This window comes from Ornithinimicrobium pulveris, assembly GCF_050261105.1.
Classification (GTDB): domain Bacteria; phylum Actinomycetota; class Actinomycetes; order Actinomycetales; family Dermatophilaceae; genus Ornithinicoccus.
In genome coordinates this window covers 930,946-947,173 of the sequence record NZ_CP189837.1, presented here as the reverse complement: position 1 = coordinate 947,173, position 16,228 = coordinate 930,946, and the positions used below count along the sequence as shown (strand labels likewise).

The 16,228-nt window shown below is 71.2% G+C and carries 13 protein-coding genes; 1 reads left to right on the top strand and 12 read right to left on the bottom strand.

The window, feature by feature from the left end; translation table 11 throughout:
* Positions 1 to 190: 190 nt before the first annotated feature.
* The 4 genes from ACQBAT_RS04375 to ACQBAT_RS04360 form a co-directional block, all read right to left on the bottom strand.
* Positions 191 to 2,728: a polyribonucleotide nucleotidyltransferase gene (locus ACQBAT_RS04375; RefSeq protein WP_420746762.1), complete on the bottom strand. Its 2,538-nt coding sequence runs from the start codon at positions 2,726 to 2,728 to the stop codon at positions 191 to 193.
* Positions 2,729 to 2,911: 183 nt separating this feature from the next.
* A complete protein-coding gene (gene rpsO / locus ACQBAT_RS04370) occupies positions 2,912 to 3,181 on the bottom strand; it encodes a 30S ribosomal protein S15 (RefSeq protein ID WP_420746761.1) in 270 nt (89 codons plus the stop codon).
* A 167-nt stretch (positions 3,182 to 3,348) separates the two neighbouring features.
* On the bottom strand, positions 3,349 to 4,248 hold the full coding sequence (locus ACQBAT_RS04365) for a hypothetical protein (RefSeq protein ID WP_420746760.1): 900 nt from the start codon (positions 4,246 to 4,248) through the stop codon (positions 3,349 to 3,351).
* Positions 4,245 to 4,829, bottom strand: a complete 585-nt coding sequence (locus ACQBAT_RS04360) for an RNA polymerase sigma factor (RefSeq protein WP_420746759.1) — start codon at positions 4,827 to 4,829, stop codon at positions 4,245 to 4,247. The genes ACQBAT_RS04365 and ACQBAT_RS04360 overlap by 4 nt, the downstream gene beginning before the upstream one ends.
* Positions 4,830 to 4,900: 71 nt before the next feature.
* On the opposite strand from ACQBAT_RS04360, the gene ACQBAT_RS04355 reads away from it, so the two are divergent.
* On the top strand, positions 4,901 to 5,623 hold the full coding sequence (locus ACQBAT_RS04355) for a PIG-L deacetylase family protein (RefSeq protein ID WP_420746758.1): 723 nt from the start codon (positions 4,901 to 4,903) through the stop codon (positions 5,621 to 5,623).
* Positions 5,624 to 5,662: 39 nt separating this feature from the next.
* Here the strand turns inward: ACQBAT_RS04355 and ACQBAT_RS04350 are convergent, their stop codons facing one another.
* The 8 genes from ACQBAT_RS04350 to ACQBAT_RS04315 form a co-directional block, all read right to left on the bottom strand.
* Complete coding sequence (locus tag ACQBAT_RS04350; RefSeq protein WP_420746757.1) at positions 5,663 to 6,505, bottom strand: Fpg/Nei family DNA glycosylase; 843 nt, start codon at positions 6,503 to 6,505, stop codon at positions 5,663 to 5,665.
* 108 nt (positions 6,506 to 6,613) lie between these two features.
* Positions 6,614 to 7,276 carry a PepSY domain-containing protein gene (locus tag ACQBAT_RS04345; protein ID WP_420746756.1) on the bottom strand — a complete coding sequence of 221 codons (663 nt, stop codon included), beginning with the start codon at positions 7,274 to 7,276 and terminating at the stop codon, positions 6,614 to 6,616.
* Between the two features lie 83 nt (positions 7,277 to 7,359).
* A complete protein-coding gene (gene ppc, locus ACQBAT_RS04340; protein ID WP_420746815.1) occupies positions 7,360 to 10,212 on the bottom strand; it encodes a phosphoenolpyruvate carboxylase in 2,853 nt (950 codons plus the stop codon).
* Between the two features lie 103 nt (positions 10,213 to 10,315).
* Positions 10,316 to 12,358 carry a penicillin-binding protein 2 gene (mrdA, locus tag ACQBAT_RS04335; RefSeq protein WP_420746755.1) on the bottom strand — a complete coding sequence of 681 codons (2,043 nt, stop codon included), beginning with the start codon at positions 12,356 to 12,358 and terminating at the stop codon, positions 10,316 to 10,318.
* A gap of 116 nt (positions 12,359 to 12,474) precedes the next feature.
* Positions 12,475 to 12,960 (bottom strand): rod shape-determining protein MreD, encoded by a 486-nt coding sequence (locus ACQBAT_RS04330; RefSeq protein ID WP_420746754.1) that lies wholly within the window; start codon positions 12,958 to 12,960, stop codon positions 12,475 to 12,477.
* The gene (gene mreC / locus ACQBAT_RS04325; RefSeq protein WP_420746753.1) at positions 12,957 to 13,835 is read right to left on the bottom strand and encodes a rod shape-determining protein MreC; all 879 of its coding nucleotides are present in this window, start codon (positions 13,833 to 13,835) and stop codon (positions 12,957 to 12,959) included. Before mreC ends, ACQBAT_RS04330 begins: the two co-directional genes overlap by 4 nt.
* A 5-nt stretch (positions 13,836 to 13,840) precedes the next feature.
* Positions 13,841 to 14,893, bottom strand: a complete 1,053-nt coding sequence (locus ACQBAT_RS04320) for a rod shape-determining protein (RefSeq protein WP_420746752.1) — start codon at positions 14,891 to 14,893, stop codon at positions 13,841 to 13,843.
* 34 nt (positions 14,894 to 14,927) lie between these two features.
* The gene (locus ACQBAT_RS04315; protein ID WP_420746751.1) at positions 14,928 to 15,983 is read right to left on the bottom strand and encodes a sucrase ferredoxin; all 1,056 of its coding nucleotides are present in this window, start codon (positions 15,981 to 15,983) and stop codon (positions 14,928 to 14,930) included.
* Between the last annotated feature and the right edge of the window lie 245 nt (positions 15,984 to 16,228).

Genomic DNA, 16,228 nt, shown 5'->3' with positions numbered 1-16,228 from the left:
TTATGTGCATCCGCTACGTTGCGTCATCGTCACCCTGGACTCGCCCTGGTGAGCCACGTCGAAGGGCGGGCCGGGATGTCCCGGCCCGCCCTTCGGCGTGCTCTCCGCCATTCGCCTGACTCGGCGGGCCGCCTCGCGCCGGTCATCGACCGGCGCGAGGCGGTGCAGAAATGCGGTTCAGCTGGGTTGATCAGCCCTCGGAGCCGTCGGCACCAGCAGCGCTGTCACCGTTCTCGCCGTTGCCACCACGGCCCCGGCCACCACGGCGGCGACGCTGACGGCGGGGACGGTCGCCACCGGCGGCCGAGTCACCCTCCGCGACGGAGCCGTGGGCCGGAGCCTCGGGGTCCGCACCGTCGCTGACGTCCTCGGGGGCCGGCGGCAGATGCGGGGCCTCGGCGGAGGCGGCACCCTCGGGGGCGTCCTCCTCGCCGGCGGGAGCAGCGCCCTCGCCGCCAGCGGCCGGAGCATCGCCACCCGCGGAGTCACCCTCACCCTCGACCACGGCGGCCAGCGAGAGCTTGCCGCGCGGATCGATCTCCTTGAGCTCGACCTGGACCTTCTGGCCCACCGACAGCACGTCCTCGACGGCGTCGATGCGCTTGCCACCCACGAGCTTGCGGATCTCGGAGATGTGCAGCAGTCCGTCCTTACCCGGGAGCAGGGAGATGAACGCACCGAAGGTGGTGGTCTTGACCACGGTCCCCAGGAAGCGCTCGCCGACCTCCGGCATCTGCGGGTTGGCGATCGCGTTGACCGCGGCCCGGGCGGCCTCGGCCGAGGGTCCGTCGGTCGCGCCGATGTAGACGGTTCCGTCGTCCTCGATCGAGATGTCGGCGCCGGTGTCCTCCTGGATCTGGTTGATCATCTTGCCCTTCGGGCCGATGACCTCGCCGATCTTGTCGACCGGCACCTTCACCGAGATGACGCGCGGAGCGAAGGGGCTCATCTCGTCCGGGACGTCGATGGCCTCGTTCATCACATCCAGGATGTGCAGCCGGGCCTCGCGGGCCTGGGTCAGCGCACCGGCCAGCACGTCGGCGGGGATGCCGTCGAGCTTGGTGTCCAGCTGGATCGCGGTGACGAACTCCTTGGTGCCAGCGACCTTGAAGTCCATGTCGCCGAAGGCGTCCTCGGCACCCAGGATGTCGGTCAGCGCGGCGTACTGCGTCTGCCCGTCGACCTCGGCCGAGACCAGACCCATCGCGATGCCCGCGACGGGCGCGCGCAGCGGCACACCGGCGTTGAGCAGCGACATGGTGGACGCGCAGACCGAGCCCATCGAGGTCGAGCCGTTGGAGCCCAGTGCCTCGGACACCTGACGGATCGCGTAGGGGAACTCCTCGCGCGTGGGCAGCACCGGCATCAGGGCGCGCTCGGCGAGCGCACCGTGGCCGATCTCGCGGCGCTTCGGGGAGCCCACGCGGCCGGTCTCACCGGTGCTGTAGGGCGGGAAGTTGTAGTTGTGCATGTAGCGCTTGCGGGTCACCGGGGACAGGGTGTCCAGCTGCTGCTCCATGCGCAGCATGTTCAGCGTGGTGACGCCCATGATCTGGGTCTCGCCACGCTCGAAGATCGCCGAGCCGTGAGCGCGCGGGATGACCTCGACCTCGGCGGACAGCGCACGGATGTCGCGCAGGCCACGGCCGTCGATGCGGACCTCGTCACGCAGGATGCGCTCGCGGATCAGCTTCTTCTGCACACTGCGGTAGGCGGCGTCCAGCTCCTTGTCGCGCCCGGCGAACGGAGCGTCCTCGGACACGGACGAGCCAGCGGCCTCGCCGTCCTGACCCATCTGCAGGCCGAGCAGCTTGCCCTTCATCGCGGCCTTGATCTCATCGATCCGGCTCTCGCGCTCCTGCTTGCCGGCGATCTGCAGCGCCTGCTCGAGGTCAGCCGAGGTGGCCTCCTCGACGGCGGTGTAGGCGTCGTCCTCGTAGTCCAGGAAGCGCGGGAACTCGATGACCTCCTTGGCGGCGCTGGCGGCCAGCTCGGCCTGGGCGTCGCACAGTGCCTTGATGAACTTCTTGGAAGCCTCGAGGCCCTCGGCCACGACCTCCTCGGTCGGCGCCTGCTTGCCCTCGCTGTTGACGAGGTTCCAGGTGGATTCGGTGGACTCGGCCTCGACCATCATGATCGCGACGTCGTCACCCACGACGCGACCGGCCACGACCATGTCGAAGGTCGAGCGCTCGATGTCGGAGAAGTTGGGGAAGGCGACCCACTGACCGTCGATGAGGGACACGCGGGTGGCGCCGATCGGGCCGCTGAACGGCAGGCCCGAGATCTGGGTGGACGCGGACGCGGCGTTGATCGCGAGCACGTCGTACTGGTGGTCCGGGTTGAGGGACAGCACCGTGATGACGACCTGGACCTCGTTGCGCAGACCCTTGGCGAAGGTCGGGCGCAGCGGCCGGTCGATCAGGCGGCAGGTGAGGATCGCGTCCGTGCCCGGACGGCCCTCACGCCGGAAGAAGCTGCCGGGGATCTTGCCCGCGGCATACATGCGCTCCTCGACGTCAACCGTCAGCGGGAAGAAGTCGAAGTGGTCCTTGGGGTGCTTGCTGGCCGTCGTGGTGGACAGCAGCATCGTGTCGTCGTCGAGGTAGGCGGTGACGGAACCGCCGGCCTGCTTGGCCAGGCGTCCGGTCTCGAACCGGACGGTGCGGGAGCCGAACGAACCATTGTCGATGGTCGCCTCGGCGAAGGTGATCTCTGGACCCTCCATGGGCCCTCCTTTTCTTCATCTCGCTCAGCACGGGGCATCGTCGTTGTGCCCGGCTGGTCCTACTTACTGCGTGGGGTATACCGTCTCGGCAGTCCCCAGGGCGCCGCACCTACGGATGCAGGTGGGTGACGCCATACGCAAGGGAGCGGCCCCCGATGGTCGGGAACCGCTCCCCTGCGAAGCTCAGCGGCGCAGGCCGAGTCGCTTGATCAGCGACCGGTAGCGCTCGATGTCGGTCTCCTCGAGGTAACGGAGGAGGCGCTTGCGCTTGCCGACCAGCAGCAGCAGCCCACGGCGGCTGTGGTGGTCGTGCTTGTGCTCCCGAGCGTGCTCGGTGAGCTCCTTGATCCGGTGGGTGAGGAGCGCGACCTGCACCTCCGGCGAGCCGGTGTCGCCCTCGGTCGTGGCGTACTCCTTGATGATCTCCGCCTTGGTGGCAGTCTCGTTCGCCATGGGCGACTCCTTCTCTCGTTGCGCGGCGCAACCCGGGCCTGTTCACCGGGGCACTCTGGTTCCGCGGCCGTTCTGACGGCACCGCTCAGAATATCAGCGGCCCGCGCGCCCGCCCTAATCGAGCCGGGTGCGCGGACCGCTGGTCGCGGCGTGAGCTGGCCGCACTTTCAGGGAGTGGGGATCCAGCCGGAGAGCTCCTGGTCGATGTTGGCGACGGAGAGCAGGTCGATCCCCTCGATCACCCGGCCGTCGGCCAGGGTCAGGTCGGCGGTGATCCCGGCGGGCGTAGGCATCCGATCGCTCCTCAGCGCGTAGGGCCACCACGCTGCCCAGTAGCCATCGGTCAGGGTCGCGCGCACGCTCTGACCCGGCTCACCGGGCTGATGCAGGACGATCCCGGTCACGTCCCGACCCGCCCGACCGGCCAGCGTGATCTGGGAGGGGGCCAGGCTCGGCTCGTCGGTCTCAACCCCCTCCTGACCACCGTCCCAGGCGAGCAGGGACAGGCTGTCGCCGGCAGGCCGGGCGCTCGGGTCGGCGGCCGCGCCGAAGCCGAAGGACCCACCGCGGTGCGCGTCGGTGAAGCAGTGGCCCAGGTGACCCTGCCCCTCCAGAAGCACCAGCGTGCTCTCCCCGCGGCGCTCGGCCAGCACCGTGGTCATCTCCTCAACCGGCATGGCGGTCCACCAGGTCTGACTGTCGTCGGCCGCGCTGCGCATGTTCTCGAGGCAGTCGTCGACCAGCTTCGGCAGGTCGGCGGCCGGCACCCCGGCCGGCGTGGCGGTCCACCCGGCATAGGCGCTCTGCTGCCCCGGGAGCGCGCTGAGCGCGAGGGCGCCGATCGTGGCGGCCGCGGCAGCGCCCACCCACCAACGGTGGGGGTGGTGGGCGCTCCGGCCGGTCGCGCCCTGGAGCCCGCCCCGATTCTCCCTGTCGTGGCCGGCAACGATCCGGTCCAGGTCGAGATCGGCATACGGGCCGGGGTCCTCGAGGGCCGGGTCGAGCCGGGCGAGCAGGCGGTCGACGTCGTCGGGTCGGTGGTCGGTGAGCTGGTCGGTGCGGGTCATGGCAGGCTCCGTTCGAGACGGGTGAGGCTGGTGTGGGTGGTGGTGCAGTCCGAGTCCTCCAGGTGGGAGCGCAGCGCTGAGCGTGCGCGGGCCAGCCGGGCCCGGTATGCCGTGGCGCTGATCCCGAGGACGTGTCCGGCCTGGTCTGAGGTCAGGTCGTCCCAGGCGGTGAGGGCGATGGCCTCCTGGTGTCGCGGCGAGAGCCGCGACCAGGCGCGGCGCAGGTCGAGGAGCGCCGCCGCATCAGCGGGTTCGTTGCTGGCGGACCGTGGCGGGACCTCGGCGATCCGGACCGCGAGCGCCGTCCTCCTGGCTCGGCTGCGACGGACGTTGGACAGGCAGCCGCGGGCGATGCCGTAGACCCAGGCCCGTTGATCGCCCAGGTGATCGGGCAGATCAGCGATCCTGCGCCAGACGGTCGTGAACGTCTCGGCGACGACATCGTCGGCCTCGGCGGGATCGCACCGCCGGAGCACGAAGCGCTGGACATCGTCCCGCACGTCGGCGTAGAGCCTGCGGAACCGGTCCTCCGACCCCGCCGGCGGACCGGGTGCGGAGCGGGATGAGGTGGGTGGCGACATACCCCCTCCTGTCCGGCAACCGTTCGCGTGTGACGCAGCGTAGATGTCGGCCGCCTGGCAGGGTGGGTGACATGGCACTGGAGACCTTCCCCACCGACTGGCAGCGGGCGTTGTGCGTGGTCGCCCACCCGGACGACCTGGAGTACGGGACCGCGGCGGCGGTCGCGCACTGGACCGATGAGGGCAAGGAGGTGAGTTATCTCCTTGTCACCCGCGGCGAGGCGGGCATCGCCACGATGGCGCCCGAGCAGGCCGGCCCGCTGCGTGAGCAGGAGGAGCGTGACGGGGCGGCGAAGGTCGGCGTGGCCGCCGAGGACGTGCACTTCCTGGAGGGCTTCACCGATGGCGTGGTCGAGGCGGACCTGACCCTGCGGCGGGCCCTCGCTCGAGAGATCCGCCGGCTCAAGCCCGAGGTGGTGACCACGCTGAACCACCACGAGACCTTCGGCGGCAGCAATCTCAACCAGGCCGATCACCGCGCGGTCGGGCTGGCGACGCTGGACGCGGTCGCGGCGGCGGGCAACCGGTGGATCTTCCCCGAGCTGATCACCGAGGGACACGAGCCCTGGGACGGGGTGCGCTGGATCGCGGTCGCGGCCACGAGCGAGCCGACGCACGAGGTGGACGTCACCGAGCAGTTCGACCGGGCGGTCGCGTCCCTGGAGGCGCACGAGAAGTACCTCGCGGCGCTGGGCGAGGACTACCCAGCCCCGCGCGACCTGCTCGAGGGCATCCTCGGTGACCCGGAGCACGAGGGGGCCTACCGCTGGGCCGCGCAGGTCTTCGAGCGCTGACGCTGCCGCCCGACGCCGCGGACCTCGGGGGGTGAGGGGTCAGGTGCGGCGCTGACAGCCGCCGCACCAGAACAGATTGCGGCCGGCCACCTTCTTGTGGCGCACCGTCGCGCCGCACCGCAGACACGGCATACCGGTGCGCTGGTAGACCGCGAACTCGCGCGGGACCTCGGGCCGTTCGCCGCGCTCCCAGGCCGCAGCAGTGTCGGCGAGCACGTCGTCGAGGGTGATGATGCGCCCCGTGCGCACGCCCCACGGCATGAGCGTGACGAGGTCGTCCCAGATCAGCTGCCAGGACGCGCGCTTGAGCGATCGGCCCGGCTTAAGCGGGTGCAGGCGGTGCCGCCAGAGCACTTCGCAGCGGTAGATATTGCCGACGCCGGCCAGCACGGTCTGGTCCATGAGCAGCTCGGAGATCGATTTGCCCGAGCGCGAGATCCGCCCGTATGCCGCATCCGGATCGTTCAGCTCACTCACCGGCTGCAGGGGGTCGGGTCCCTGGCGATCGACGAGCCGCAGCACCTCCTCCTGGTCCACGACCTGGCAGGCCATCGGGCCGCGCAGGTCGGCGACATGGCTCCCGTCCTCGACCCGCAGCCGCACGACGCCGGTGACCGGCGGTCCGGTCTCGGCGTGATCGGGCTCCACGGGCAGCACGAACCACTTGCCGATCAGCCCGAGGTGGACGTAGAGGGTGCGCCCCTCGGCGAAGTCGACGAAGAGCAGCTTTCCGTGCGCCCACGCCCGCTCGAGGGTGGTCCCGTCGAGCAGCGCGGCACCGTCGGCGAAGCGTCCCTGCGGGCTGCTGACGTGCGGGGTCGTCCCGGCGAAGGCGGTGTCGAGCGCGCCGGCCAGCCGGTGCAGCGTGTGTCCTTCGGGCATGGGGTGATGCTCTCAGGTCACCCGCCCGTATGCCGCACGGCCCGGTCCGCGAGTGCGGTTCCGGGCCGTGCGTGGCTGGCTCTGGTGGGCTCACGCCCCCCGGTCAGCTCAGTCGTCGATCTCGATGATCTCGCCGGTTGTGACGTCGATCTTGACCTCGACGTCGTCCATCCCGCGGTCGGTCGAGTCGACGCTCACCTCCCAGTAGTAGCGACCGTCGTCCTCCTCCAGCTCGACGTCGTCGAGCACGCCGCCGACCTCGTCGATGGCGATCTGGATAGCCTCCTGGATGGTGATCTCGGCAGCGTCCAGCGCGGCGCGGTCGTCGTCGTCCAGGTCGTCGTCCTCGGTGCCCACGACCTCGGTGCCGTCCTCGGAGACGGTGACCTCGACGGAGCGGTCGTCGACGCGGACGTCGACCTCCCACGTGCCGTCATCGTCCTGGTCGTCGATCTCGTAGGCGATGCCGCCGGTCTCCTCCTCGGCGGTGGCGATCGCGGCGAGCGCGGTCTGGGTGAGGTCCATCGCCTCGCCCTCGGAGACGTCTTCGTCCTCGGTCATGTCGGCGTCGTCATCGATCGGGGCGGTCGGGTCGCCGACGTCCTCGAGCGGGCCGTCGTCGGTGGTGTCGCCGACGTTCTCCTGCGCGGAGCCGGTGGGCGGCGGGGTCACCCCGTCACCCTCAGTGTCATTGCTGCCGCAGGCGGTCAGCGTGAGCGAAAGCACCAGGGCGAGCGCGGCGGTCATCGTCCGGTTCGTGTTCGTCCTCATGTGTCCAACTTTCCCTATCGAACATGAGAGGGCCTCTCATCAGGGCACTTCCCACCCTTTCGGGGGAAGTGCCTCGCACCGGCTCAGCCGGTGTTGCGCAGACCCGCCGCGACGCCGTTGACGGTCACCAGCAGAGCGCGTTGGAGGCCGTCGAGGTCTCGGCCGCTCTCGTCGCTCTGGGTCCGATCGCCGCCATTGTCGGACCCGTCGTCACCCTCGTCGGACTCGCGCAGCCGCCGCAGCAACTCCACCTGAAGGTAGGAGATCGGGTCCAGGTAGTTGTCCCGCACCGCCAGCGTGCGCTTGAGCACCGGCTGGTCATCGAGCAGGTCCTCCTCACCGGTGAGCGCCTTGAGTTCACTCACGGTGAGCTCGAACTCCTCGCGGATCACGTCGAAGACGTGGCGCAGCTCTTCGGGCACCAGGGTGTGCACATAGTGCGCGGCGATCGACAGATCCGTCTTCGCCACGGTCATCTCGACGTTGGAGACGACCGCCTTGAAGAAGTGCCAGCGCTCCAGCATCTCGGCCAGCGTGTCCGCGTGCCCCGCCTCGCGCGCCGCCTTCAGCCCCGAACCGACGCCGAACCACCCGGGCACGATCTGCCGGGTCTGCGTCCAGCCGAAGACCCAGGGGATCGCCCGCAGGCCGTCCAGCCCCTTGCCCTTGTCGGGTCGACTGCTCGGGCGCGAGCCGATGTTCAGCGCCCCGAGTTGGTCCACGGGGGTCGCCGCGACGAAGTAGCCGGGCAGGTCCGGGTCGTCGATCAACCGCCGATAGGCCCCGTATGCCGCATCGCTGGCCAGGTCCATCACCTCGCCATAGCGTTCGCGCTCGTCGGCGGTGGTGCGGGGGTCGCGGTGCAGCGCGGTGGCCCGCAGCACGGCGGCGATCGCGAGCTCAAGGTTCTCCTTGGCCAGGGCCCCCAGGGAGTACTTGTCGGAGATCACCTCACCCTGCTCGGTGAACTTGATCTCCCCCTCGAGCACGCCATTGGGCTGGGCCAGGATCGAGTCGTAGGTCGGGCCACCGCCACGGCCGACGCTGCCGCCGCGGCCGTGGAAGAGGCGCAGCCGCACCCCGTGCTTGGCGGCTACGTCCCGCAGGGCGCGCTGCGCCTGGTGAATGCCCCACTGGCTGGTCAGCACGCCGGCCTGCTTGTTCGAGTCCGAATAGCCGAGCATGACCTCCTGCACGTCGCCGCGCAGCCTCACGAGCGCTCGATAGTTGGGCGCCGAGAGCATCGCGTCGACGAGGTCGGCTGCGCCGCGCAGCTCATCGATCGTCTCCAACAACGGGGCGAAGCCGACGCGGGCGAAGGCACCCTCCCCCGAGGAGTCGCCGTGCAGGTCGACGAGCCCGGCCTCCCTGGCCAGCACCGCCGCCGCGAGCACATCGTCCGGGCCCTGCGTCATCGAGATGATGTAGGTCTCGACGACCTCCTCGCCGTAGGTCTCCACGGCCAGTCGGATCTCGTCGAAGACGGCCAGGGTCTGCTCGCGCCGGGCAGCACGGGTCAGCAGAGGCCGACGCGAACCCAGCTCGACGTCCAACAGGCGGGTGCGCGCGGCCCGGTCCAGATCGGCATACGGGGTCCTGCCGGTGTCCTCCCCCGCCCGATCGGCGCCGTCGTCCTCGAGCGCGTCGATGAGCGGCGCGAGCGCCTCGTGGTGCTTCTCGGAGTGCTCGCGGACGTCAAGGGTGGCCAGGTGCAGGCCGGAGCCGGCGATCGTCTGGGCCGCGCGCGCGACGCGACCGTCAGCGACCAGCTCGCCGCCGTGATTGCGCAGCGACTCGGCGACCAGCTTCAGGTCGGCCAGGATCCCGTGCCCGTCGGCGTAGTCGCGACCGGGCTCGTGCGCGGTCCCGTTGTCCAGCCGCGCGCGGGTGTTGAGCAACTTGGCGCGCACGCAGGTGAGTTTGAGGCGGTAGGGCTCCTGGGCGTTCAGCTCCAGCACGCGCTTGTCCAGACCGGGCAGGTTGGCCAGGTCGCGCTGCAGCGACTCCTCCAGCCCGGGGTCGACCTCGACCACGACCGTGGAGCTGGACAACTGGGAGATCAGGACGTCGAGCAGGGAGAGCGCGACCCCGATCGCGTGCCGGCCCTGCAGATGCAGAACCTCGCGGGTGACCTCCGGCGTGACATAGGGGTTGCCGTCACGGTCGCCGCCGATCCAGGTGCCGAAGCGCAGCGGCGGTCGGGCCACGTCGGGAGTGATCCCGTGCTCGGTGAGCAGGTCGGCGAGGTCGCCGAGCAGCTCGGGCATGGTCGTGGTGAGGACCTCGTCCAGGTAGTACATGGCGTTGCGCGCCTCGTCCATCGGCGTCGGCCGGGTCTGGCGCAGCTCGTCGGTCTGCCAGATGAGGTCGACGAGCTCGGCGAGATCGCGGTCCTGGCGGCGGCGGGCGAGGGTGTCCTGCGAGGTCGGCGTGGCCAGGATGTCGGACAGGTGCCGGATCTTGGTCAGCACGCTGCGGCGGGAGGCCTCGGTGGGGTGGGCGGTGAAGACGGGGCGGACATCGAGCTCGGCGACGGTGCGCTCCAGCAGCTCCGGTCCCCCGGCCTCGACGATGTCGCGCACAGCGGCGGTCAGCCACCCGTCGCCCTCGTCGCGTGAGGTGAGGGTGCGCACGCGGTGCACCTGCTCGGCCGCGTTGGCCAGGTGGAAGTAGGCGGAGAAGGCGCGGACGAGATCGGTCGCGGCGTCCAGCGGCAGATCGGCGAGGACCTGGCGGACCTCGTCGGCGGCACCTTCGTCACCGGCTTTGCTCGCCTTGGTGGTCAGGCGCACCCGCTCGACCGCGTCGAGCAGCTCCTGGCCGTGATGGCGGACCAGCGACTGGCCGAGCAGCGTGGAGACCCGCCGTACGTCGGCACGCAGCTCGGGGCTGATCGGGTCGGTCCCCTCTGGCACGGGGGCATCTGTCTCGGCCAGCGGGGCCGCCGCGTTGTCGCTCACGGTGTTGACCCTACGGAAGCGGTCCGGGCAGGACAAACCCTGTCGCCGGTCGCGACGAAACGCGTCCCACGTCGGTGAGCTACGGCATACCGGACTCGTCGCGGGCCCGGAGCACCTCCCAGATGGCGCGGGCCGCCGGGGCCGCCACCTCCCCGCCGAGCCCGCCCTCCTCGACGATCACGACGACCACATAGCGGGGGTCGGTGGTGGGCCCGTAGGAGGCGTACCAGGACGTGGCGATCTGGCCGAACGCCTCGGCCGAGCCGGTCTTGCCGCTGATCGGGTATGCCGTGTGGGGCCACCGCGCGAAGGCGGCCGCTCCGGTCCCCTCGGTGTTCACCCCGTCCAGCCCGGCGCGCACGATCGACAGCGCCTCGTCGGTCAGCGCGACCGACCCCAGCGAGTCCGGCTCGAACTCCTCCACCACGGTCCCGTCCTGGTGCTGCACGGCGGCGGCGAGCTCGGGCTGCCACAGTCGGCCACCGTTGGCGATCGCGGCGTAGACCATCGCCACCTGCACCGGCGTGACCTGCACATCGCCCTGGCCGATCGAGAAGTTCACGGCGTCACCGGGCCGCCACTGCCAGCCGTCGAGGCAGTTCTCCTCGGCGAGCTGCTCGAGGAACTCCCGCCGGTCCTCGTCCTCGATCTCGGGGTAGCCCTCCTCCGCACGGCGGCAGGTCTCCTCTCGGGTGGCCTCCCAATACTCCCGCTTCCAGGCGCGCGAGGGCACCAACCCGGCCGACTCTGCGGTGAGGTCGATCCCGGTCCGCTGGCCCAGCCCAAAACCGCGCGCGACCGCGATGAACCGGTCGCCGTCGTCGGAGGTCTGCGCGATCCCACCCAGGTCGCCCCACTGCTCATAGGCCCACCGGTAGAAGGTGGTGTCGCAGGAGACCTCCATGATCTCGGTCAGGTCCAGATCGCCGTGCTCCTCGGACTCGTGGTTGGTGAAGCGCTGGCCCGCGATCGTCACCGCACCGGGGCAGGGGTAGGTCGCGTCCGGGTCGATCCCGGTCTGCAGGGCGGCCGGCAGCGAGACCACCTTGAAGGTCGAGGCGGGCGGATAGGTCTGGGCGACGACCCGGTTGACCAGCGCCTGACCCTGCTCAGGGTCCAGGAGCGCGTCGTACTCCGCCTGGCTGATCCCCCGCGTCCAGATGTCGGGGTCGTAGGTCGGCCAGCTCGCCGAGGCCAGCACCGCGCCGCTGTCGGGGCGGAGCACGATCGCCGCGGCGGAGCGCGCCGGGTTCCCCATCTCCCGCCCGGCCTCGACCGCGTCGGCGATCGCCTGCTCGGCGGCGCGCTGCACGTCCACGTCCAGGTGGGTGCGCACGTCCTGCCCGGCGACCGGGTCGGTGCGGCTCAGCTGCCCCGTGACCGCGCCCCGGGGGTCCACGGTCACGGTCGTGGTGCCCGGTATGCCGCGAAGTCGGCTGTCGTAGACCTGCTCCAGACCTGCCCGGCCCAGCTTGTCCTGGGGGTCGATCAGGCCAGCCGAGGCGTCGACCTCCTCCTGGGTGGGCCGGCCGAGGTAGCCCAGCAGGTGGGCGGCGTTCACGCCCTGGCCTGCCTGCGCCGGGTAGGCGCGGATCGGGATGGTGCTGACGGCGATGCCCGGGTAGGCCTCGGGGCGCTCGAGGACGGCGAGCGCCGCGACCGGGTCGATGTCATAGGCCAGCGGGATCGGCTCATAGGGCGACCCGGAGAAGCAGGCGGGGACCGGAGGCGCGTCGGCGGTCCCGCAGAGGCGGGTCCGGCCCCAGAGCTGCTCGACAGGCAGGTCGAGAGCCGCGGCGACGTCCTCGATCACGGCGCGACCGTCGTCCTCGGACTCCATGACGGCGACGGGGTCGATGGTGATGACGGTCGACGGGGCGTTGGCGGCCAACGGGGTGCCGTCGGCGGCAAGGATCCGGCCACGCAGGGCGGGAGTGCTGATCTCCCGGGTGCTCACCTCGGCGGCCGCAGCTGCCATCTCCTCGTGCTGGGCCAGTTGGAGTTGACCGAGCTGGCCCAGCAGCAGCGTGCCCAGCAGGACGACCGAGAGGACGAGGGCCCACATGGGGCCGGTGGCCAGGCGGTTGCGGACCCGGGGCGGGGTGACCTGCGGTCGGTCCACCCGGATGCTGGGTCGGCGCCGGATCGTCGGGCGCGGGGAGGATGGTCGCTGGGAGGAAGGTCGCGGGGAGGAAGGTCGCGGGGAGGAAGGTCGCGGGGAGGATGGTCGCGGCGGAGTCATGCCCAGCGCCGTTCGCGCAGCCACCGCTCGACGGCCAGCAGAGCAGGCAGCACGATGATCGCCACCAGCATCGTGATCGCCCAGGTCCACACCAGCTCGGTCCACACGACCCGGCCGATACCGGCGGCTGCGGTGATGCCACGCACGGCCAGGACGAGGGCGGATCCCAGTGCGGTGGCCAGGAAGGGCAGCACCGGTGAACTGGCTGCCAGGCGTCGCGTCAGGCCCAGCAGCAGCCCGACGGCGGCATAGGTGAGGGCGCTGGCGCCGGCGGGCTCGGCGCCGGGCGGGACGAGGTCGAGCAGCCAGCCGCCGGCGAGGCCGACGAGCAGTCCGGTCGTCGGACCACGCATGAGAGCCGCCGCCGCGACGATCAGGATGACGAGATCGGGGCGCGGCACGCCGGTCGGCCAGGCGCTGGGCAGGAGCACGGCCAGCACGAGCAGCAGCAGCCGGACAAGGACGCCGGGGAGGCGGTTCATCGCTCGTCGCCCTCATCGGTGGTGGAGTCGTCAGTGCCGGAATCGGTGTCGGACTCCCTGTCCGCAGCGCCCTCAGCGCGGTCTACGAAGACCACGGCCACCAGGTCGAGCAGATCGGTGTCGACGTGCGGGCGGACCACCGCGGTCGCGCCGAGCTGGCCCCGGTCGGGGTCGACCGAGGTCACCACGCCCAGTGGGATTCGGGCGGCGTAGGGGGTGTCGTCCGGGCTGCCGAGCGTGGTGACCTCATCGCCGACCTGGATCTCCGTGTCGCCCAGCGCCGTGAGGGTCAGATCGCCGTATGCCCTGGGCGGCACACCAGGTGCCGGGGTCGCCTGCACAGTGCCCAGGGCACCCTCGTGCCCGAAGCGCACGCCAACGACGACCCCGGCATCACCCAGCAGAAGAACGTCGCTGGTGCCCGCGCCCACCCGCACCACGCGCCCGACCAGCCCATCGACGCAGACCACGGTCTGGTCGACCTGGACACCCGCGTCGGTGCCGACGTCGATCGTGACCGTCCGCCCACCCACCGGCGAGGTGGCGGGCGCGAAGGCCACGACCCGCGCCGGCACGAGCCGGTGGTCACCCCAGGTCGTCGACCGGTCCAGCGACTCCAGCTGACCGTGTCGCCGAGCCTCCTCCTCCAACCGCGTCACCTCGGCGGCGAGGGCGTTGCGCTCCTCGGTCAGCGTCGCGACACGGGCGTCATCCCAGCCAGAGAGCACCCCCTGGGCCGGCGTCGCGACCGTGGCCACGGCAGCGCGCACTGGTTCGACCAGGCCCGGTCGGGCGAGATCAACCACGACCGCACCCGCCGTGAGCACGGTGAGGATCGCGGCGGTGATGGGCAGGGCCTGGGTGCGTTGCGGCATACACCTCACCTCCGGGCGGAGCCCGAGAGCACCCGGCGCAGCGAGCTGAAGTCCTCGACGCAGGCGCCGGCGCCGCGGGCGACCGCGTGCTGGGGATCCTCGGCGAGTCGGACCGGGATCCCGAGCTCGTGGCGGAGACGTTCGGTCCAGCCCTTGAGGAGCGCGCCCCCACCGGTGAGCACGATGCCGGTGTCGATCAGGTCGCCGGACAGCTCGGGCGGGCAGATGTCGAGGACGAGGCGGACCACCTCGACGACCTGGGTGGTGACCGGTTCGATCATCCGGCGGACTTCGTCGCTGCCCAGCTCGATGGTGCGCGGGAGGCCGGTGGACAGGTCGCGGCCGCGGACCCGCGTGGTGAGCTCCTCGGCGAGTGGCCAGACCGAGCCGACCCGCATCTTGATGTCCTCGGCCGAGCGCTCCCCCAGGAGCAGGTCGTGCGAGTCCTTGACCCCGGCCACGATCGCCTCGTCGACCTCGTCGCCCCCGACCCGCAGGCTGCGCGCGTTCACCACGCCACCCAGCGAGATCACGGCCACGTCGGTCGTGCCACCGCCCATGTCGACGACCAGTGACGCGGCCGCAGACTCGACCGGCAGGTCGGCCCCGATCGCCGCTGCCATCGCTTCCTCGACCACGTAGACCCCGCGCGCCCCGCAGCGGATCGCCGCGTCCTCGAGGGCGCGGCGTTCGACGCCGGTGATGCTGCTGGGGACGCAGACCACGGTGCGCGGGCGGAGCAGCCGCGAGGGCCGCACCCGTTGGATGAAGTGGCGCAACATCTGCTCGGTGACCTCGGCGTCGGTGATCACGCCGTCGGAGAGCGGACGCAGGGTGAGCACCTTCTCCGGGGTGCGCCCGAGCATGTCGCGGGCGGTGTCGCCGGCTGCGACGAGCCGGCCCGTGGTGGAGTCGATGGCGACGAGGCTGGGCTCGTCGATGACGATGCCCCGGCCCCGGACCCAGACCTGGGTGGTCGCGGTGCCCAGGTCGACGGCGAGGTCGCGGCCCAGGGGTGCCCAGCCGCCGCGGGCGGGTCGCTGGCGTCCGGTGGTCACCAGGTGATCGTAGACAAGGGACGCGCGGCTCGGGTCAGGGCTCGACAATCCTGACGACGCCCGGCACCGGGACCTGCGAGACCTTGTGCGCCTCGGTCCGGCAGGTCAGTCTGGCGGCGGCGCGGACGTGCTCGGTGACCGGCACCTCGACGCACCGGCCGTCCGCCAGCAGAAGGGTCACGACGCTGGCGGCGACGTCCTCACCTGTCGGCTGCTCGGAGCGCGAGGCCACCGGGGTGACTGAACCGGGCGCCAGCGGTCCGAGCTGGTCGTGCACGGCCACGATCGCGGCCTGCTCCGGTCGTGCCCAGCCGGAGACACCGCGGAGGTGGGCTGCCGCCGGCCGGCCGGCACGGTGGTCGGCGATGGTGGTCAGCGCGCTGTCGACGTCGAGCCCGCCGTAGGACGCGCCATCCGGCAGCACGACCACGTTGGCGGCGAACCGGTCGCCGCCGGTGTGCGAGCACTCCCAGGTCGCCTCCGGGTAACGGCGGGCGAGCGCCGCGGCAACCGGGCGGCCGCGGACGGCGCAGCAGGGGTCCTTCTTGCCGTGGGTGCAGACGAGGATGAGCAGCTCCTCGGGTGCCTCGAGAGAGGAGAAATCGTCGCCTTCGCCCGGCGCGGCTGCCGGTGCAGAGCGGTGCGGGTCGGCGCTCCGGTCTCGCTCGGTCCCGGCCAGTTCCTCCAGCCGGTCGACCGCGGCGAGCAACTCGGTCGGGTAGGCCCACGTCCCCCACGTCACTCGCGCCCCCTCTGGTGCGCGCGTGTCTACCACGCACCACGAGCGGGTCAGACAGACCGAGGACGTATGCCGTCCGGGTCGCCTGATCAGCATCACCCGCGCACCGGCAGCCTCCGCGCGGGCAGCGACCTCGTCCCGGATGTCCTCCTGGATCGCCAGGGCCGGGAATCCGGCGAAGGCCCATCCGCCGTCCTGCTCGACCAGGAGAAAGCGGTGCTGGGGCGGGGCCGTCCCGAGCAGCGGATCCTGCCGCTCCCGGGCGGCCGTGCTGCACGGCACCGTCGGCAACGACGGTGGGTCGGGCTGCGCGACTGGCCGATCGGCAGGCTGCGCGGGGTGGTCGGACATAGATGCCCAGTCTCGCAGGCCCGCCCGGACCACCCCAACCGAACGCGCGTCGTGCTCGCGTGGACGGGTTGGCTCCCGCCCCGCTGTCGCGTTCCACACTTCGCGGAATCCGTGGGTCACTGGTTCTTTGGCAGTCCGTGCGCAATCGAAGAGGCCCTGGTACGGCTAAAAAGCCGAACCCCTCAACGAAAGTGAGTTGGCAATCATGCACGGATGGGAAATATTATTTGTTACCGCACCTCTCG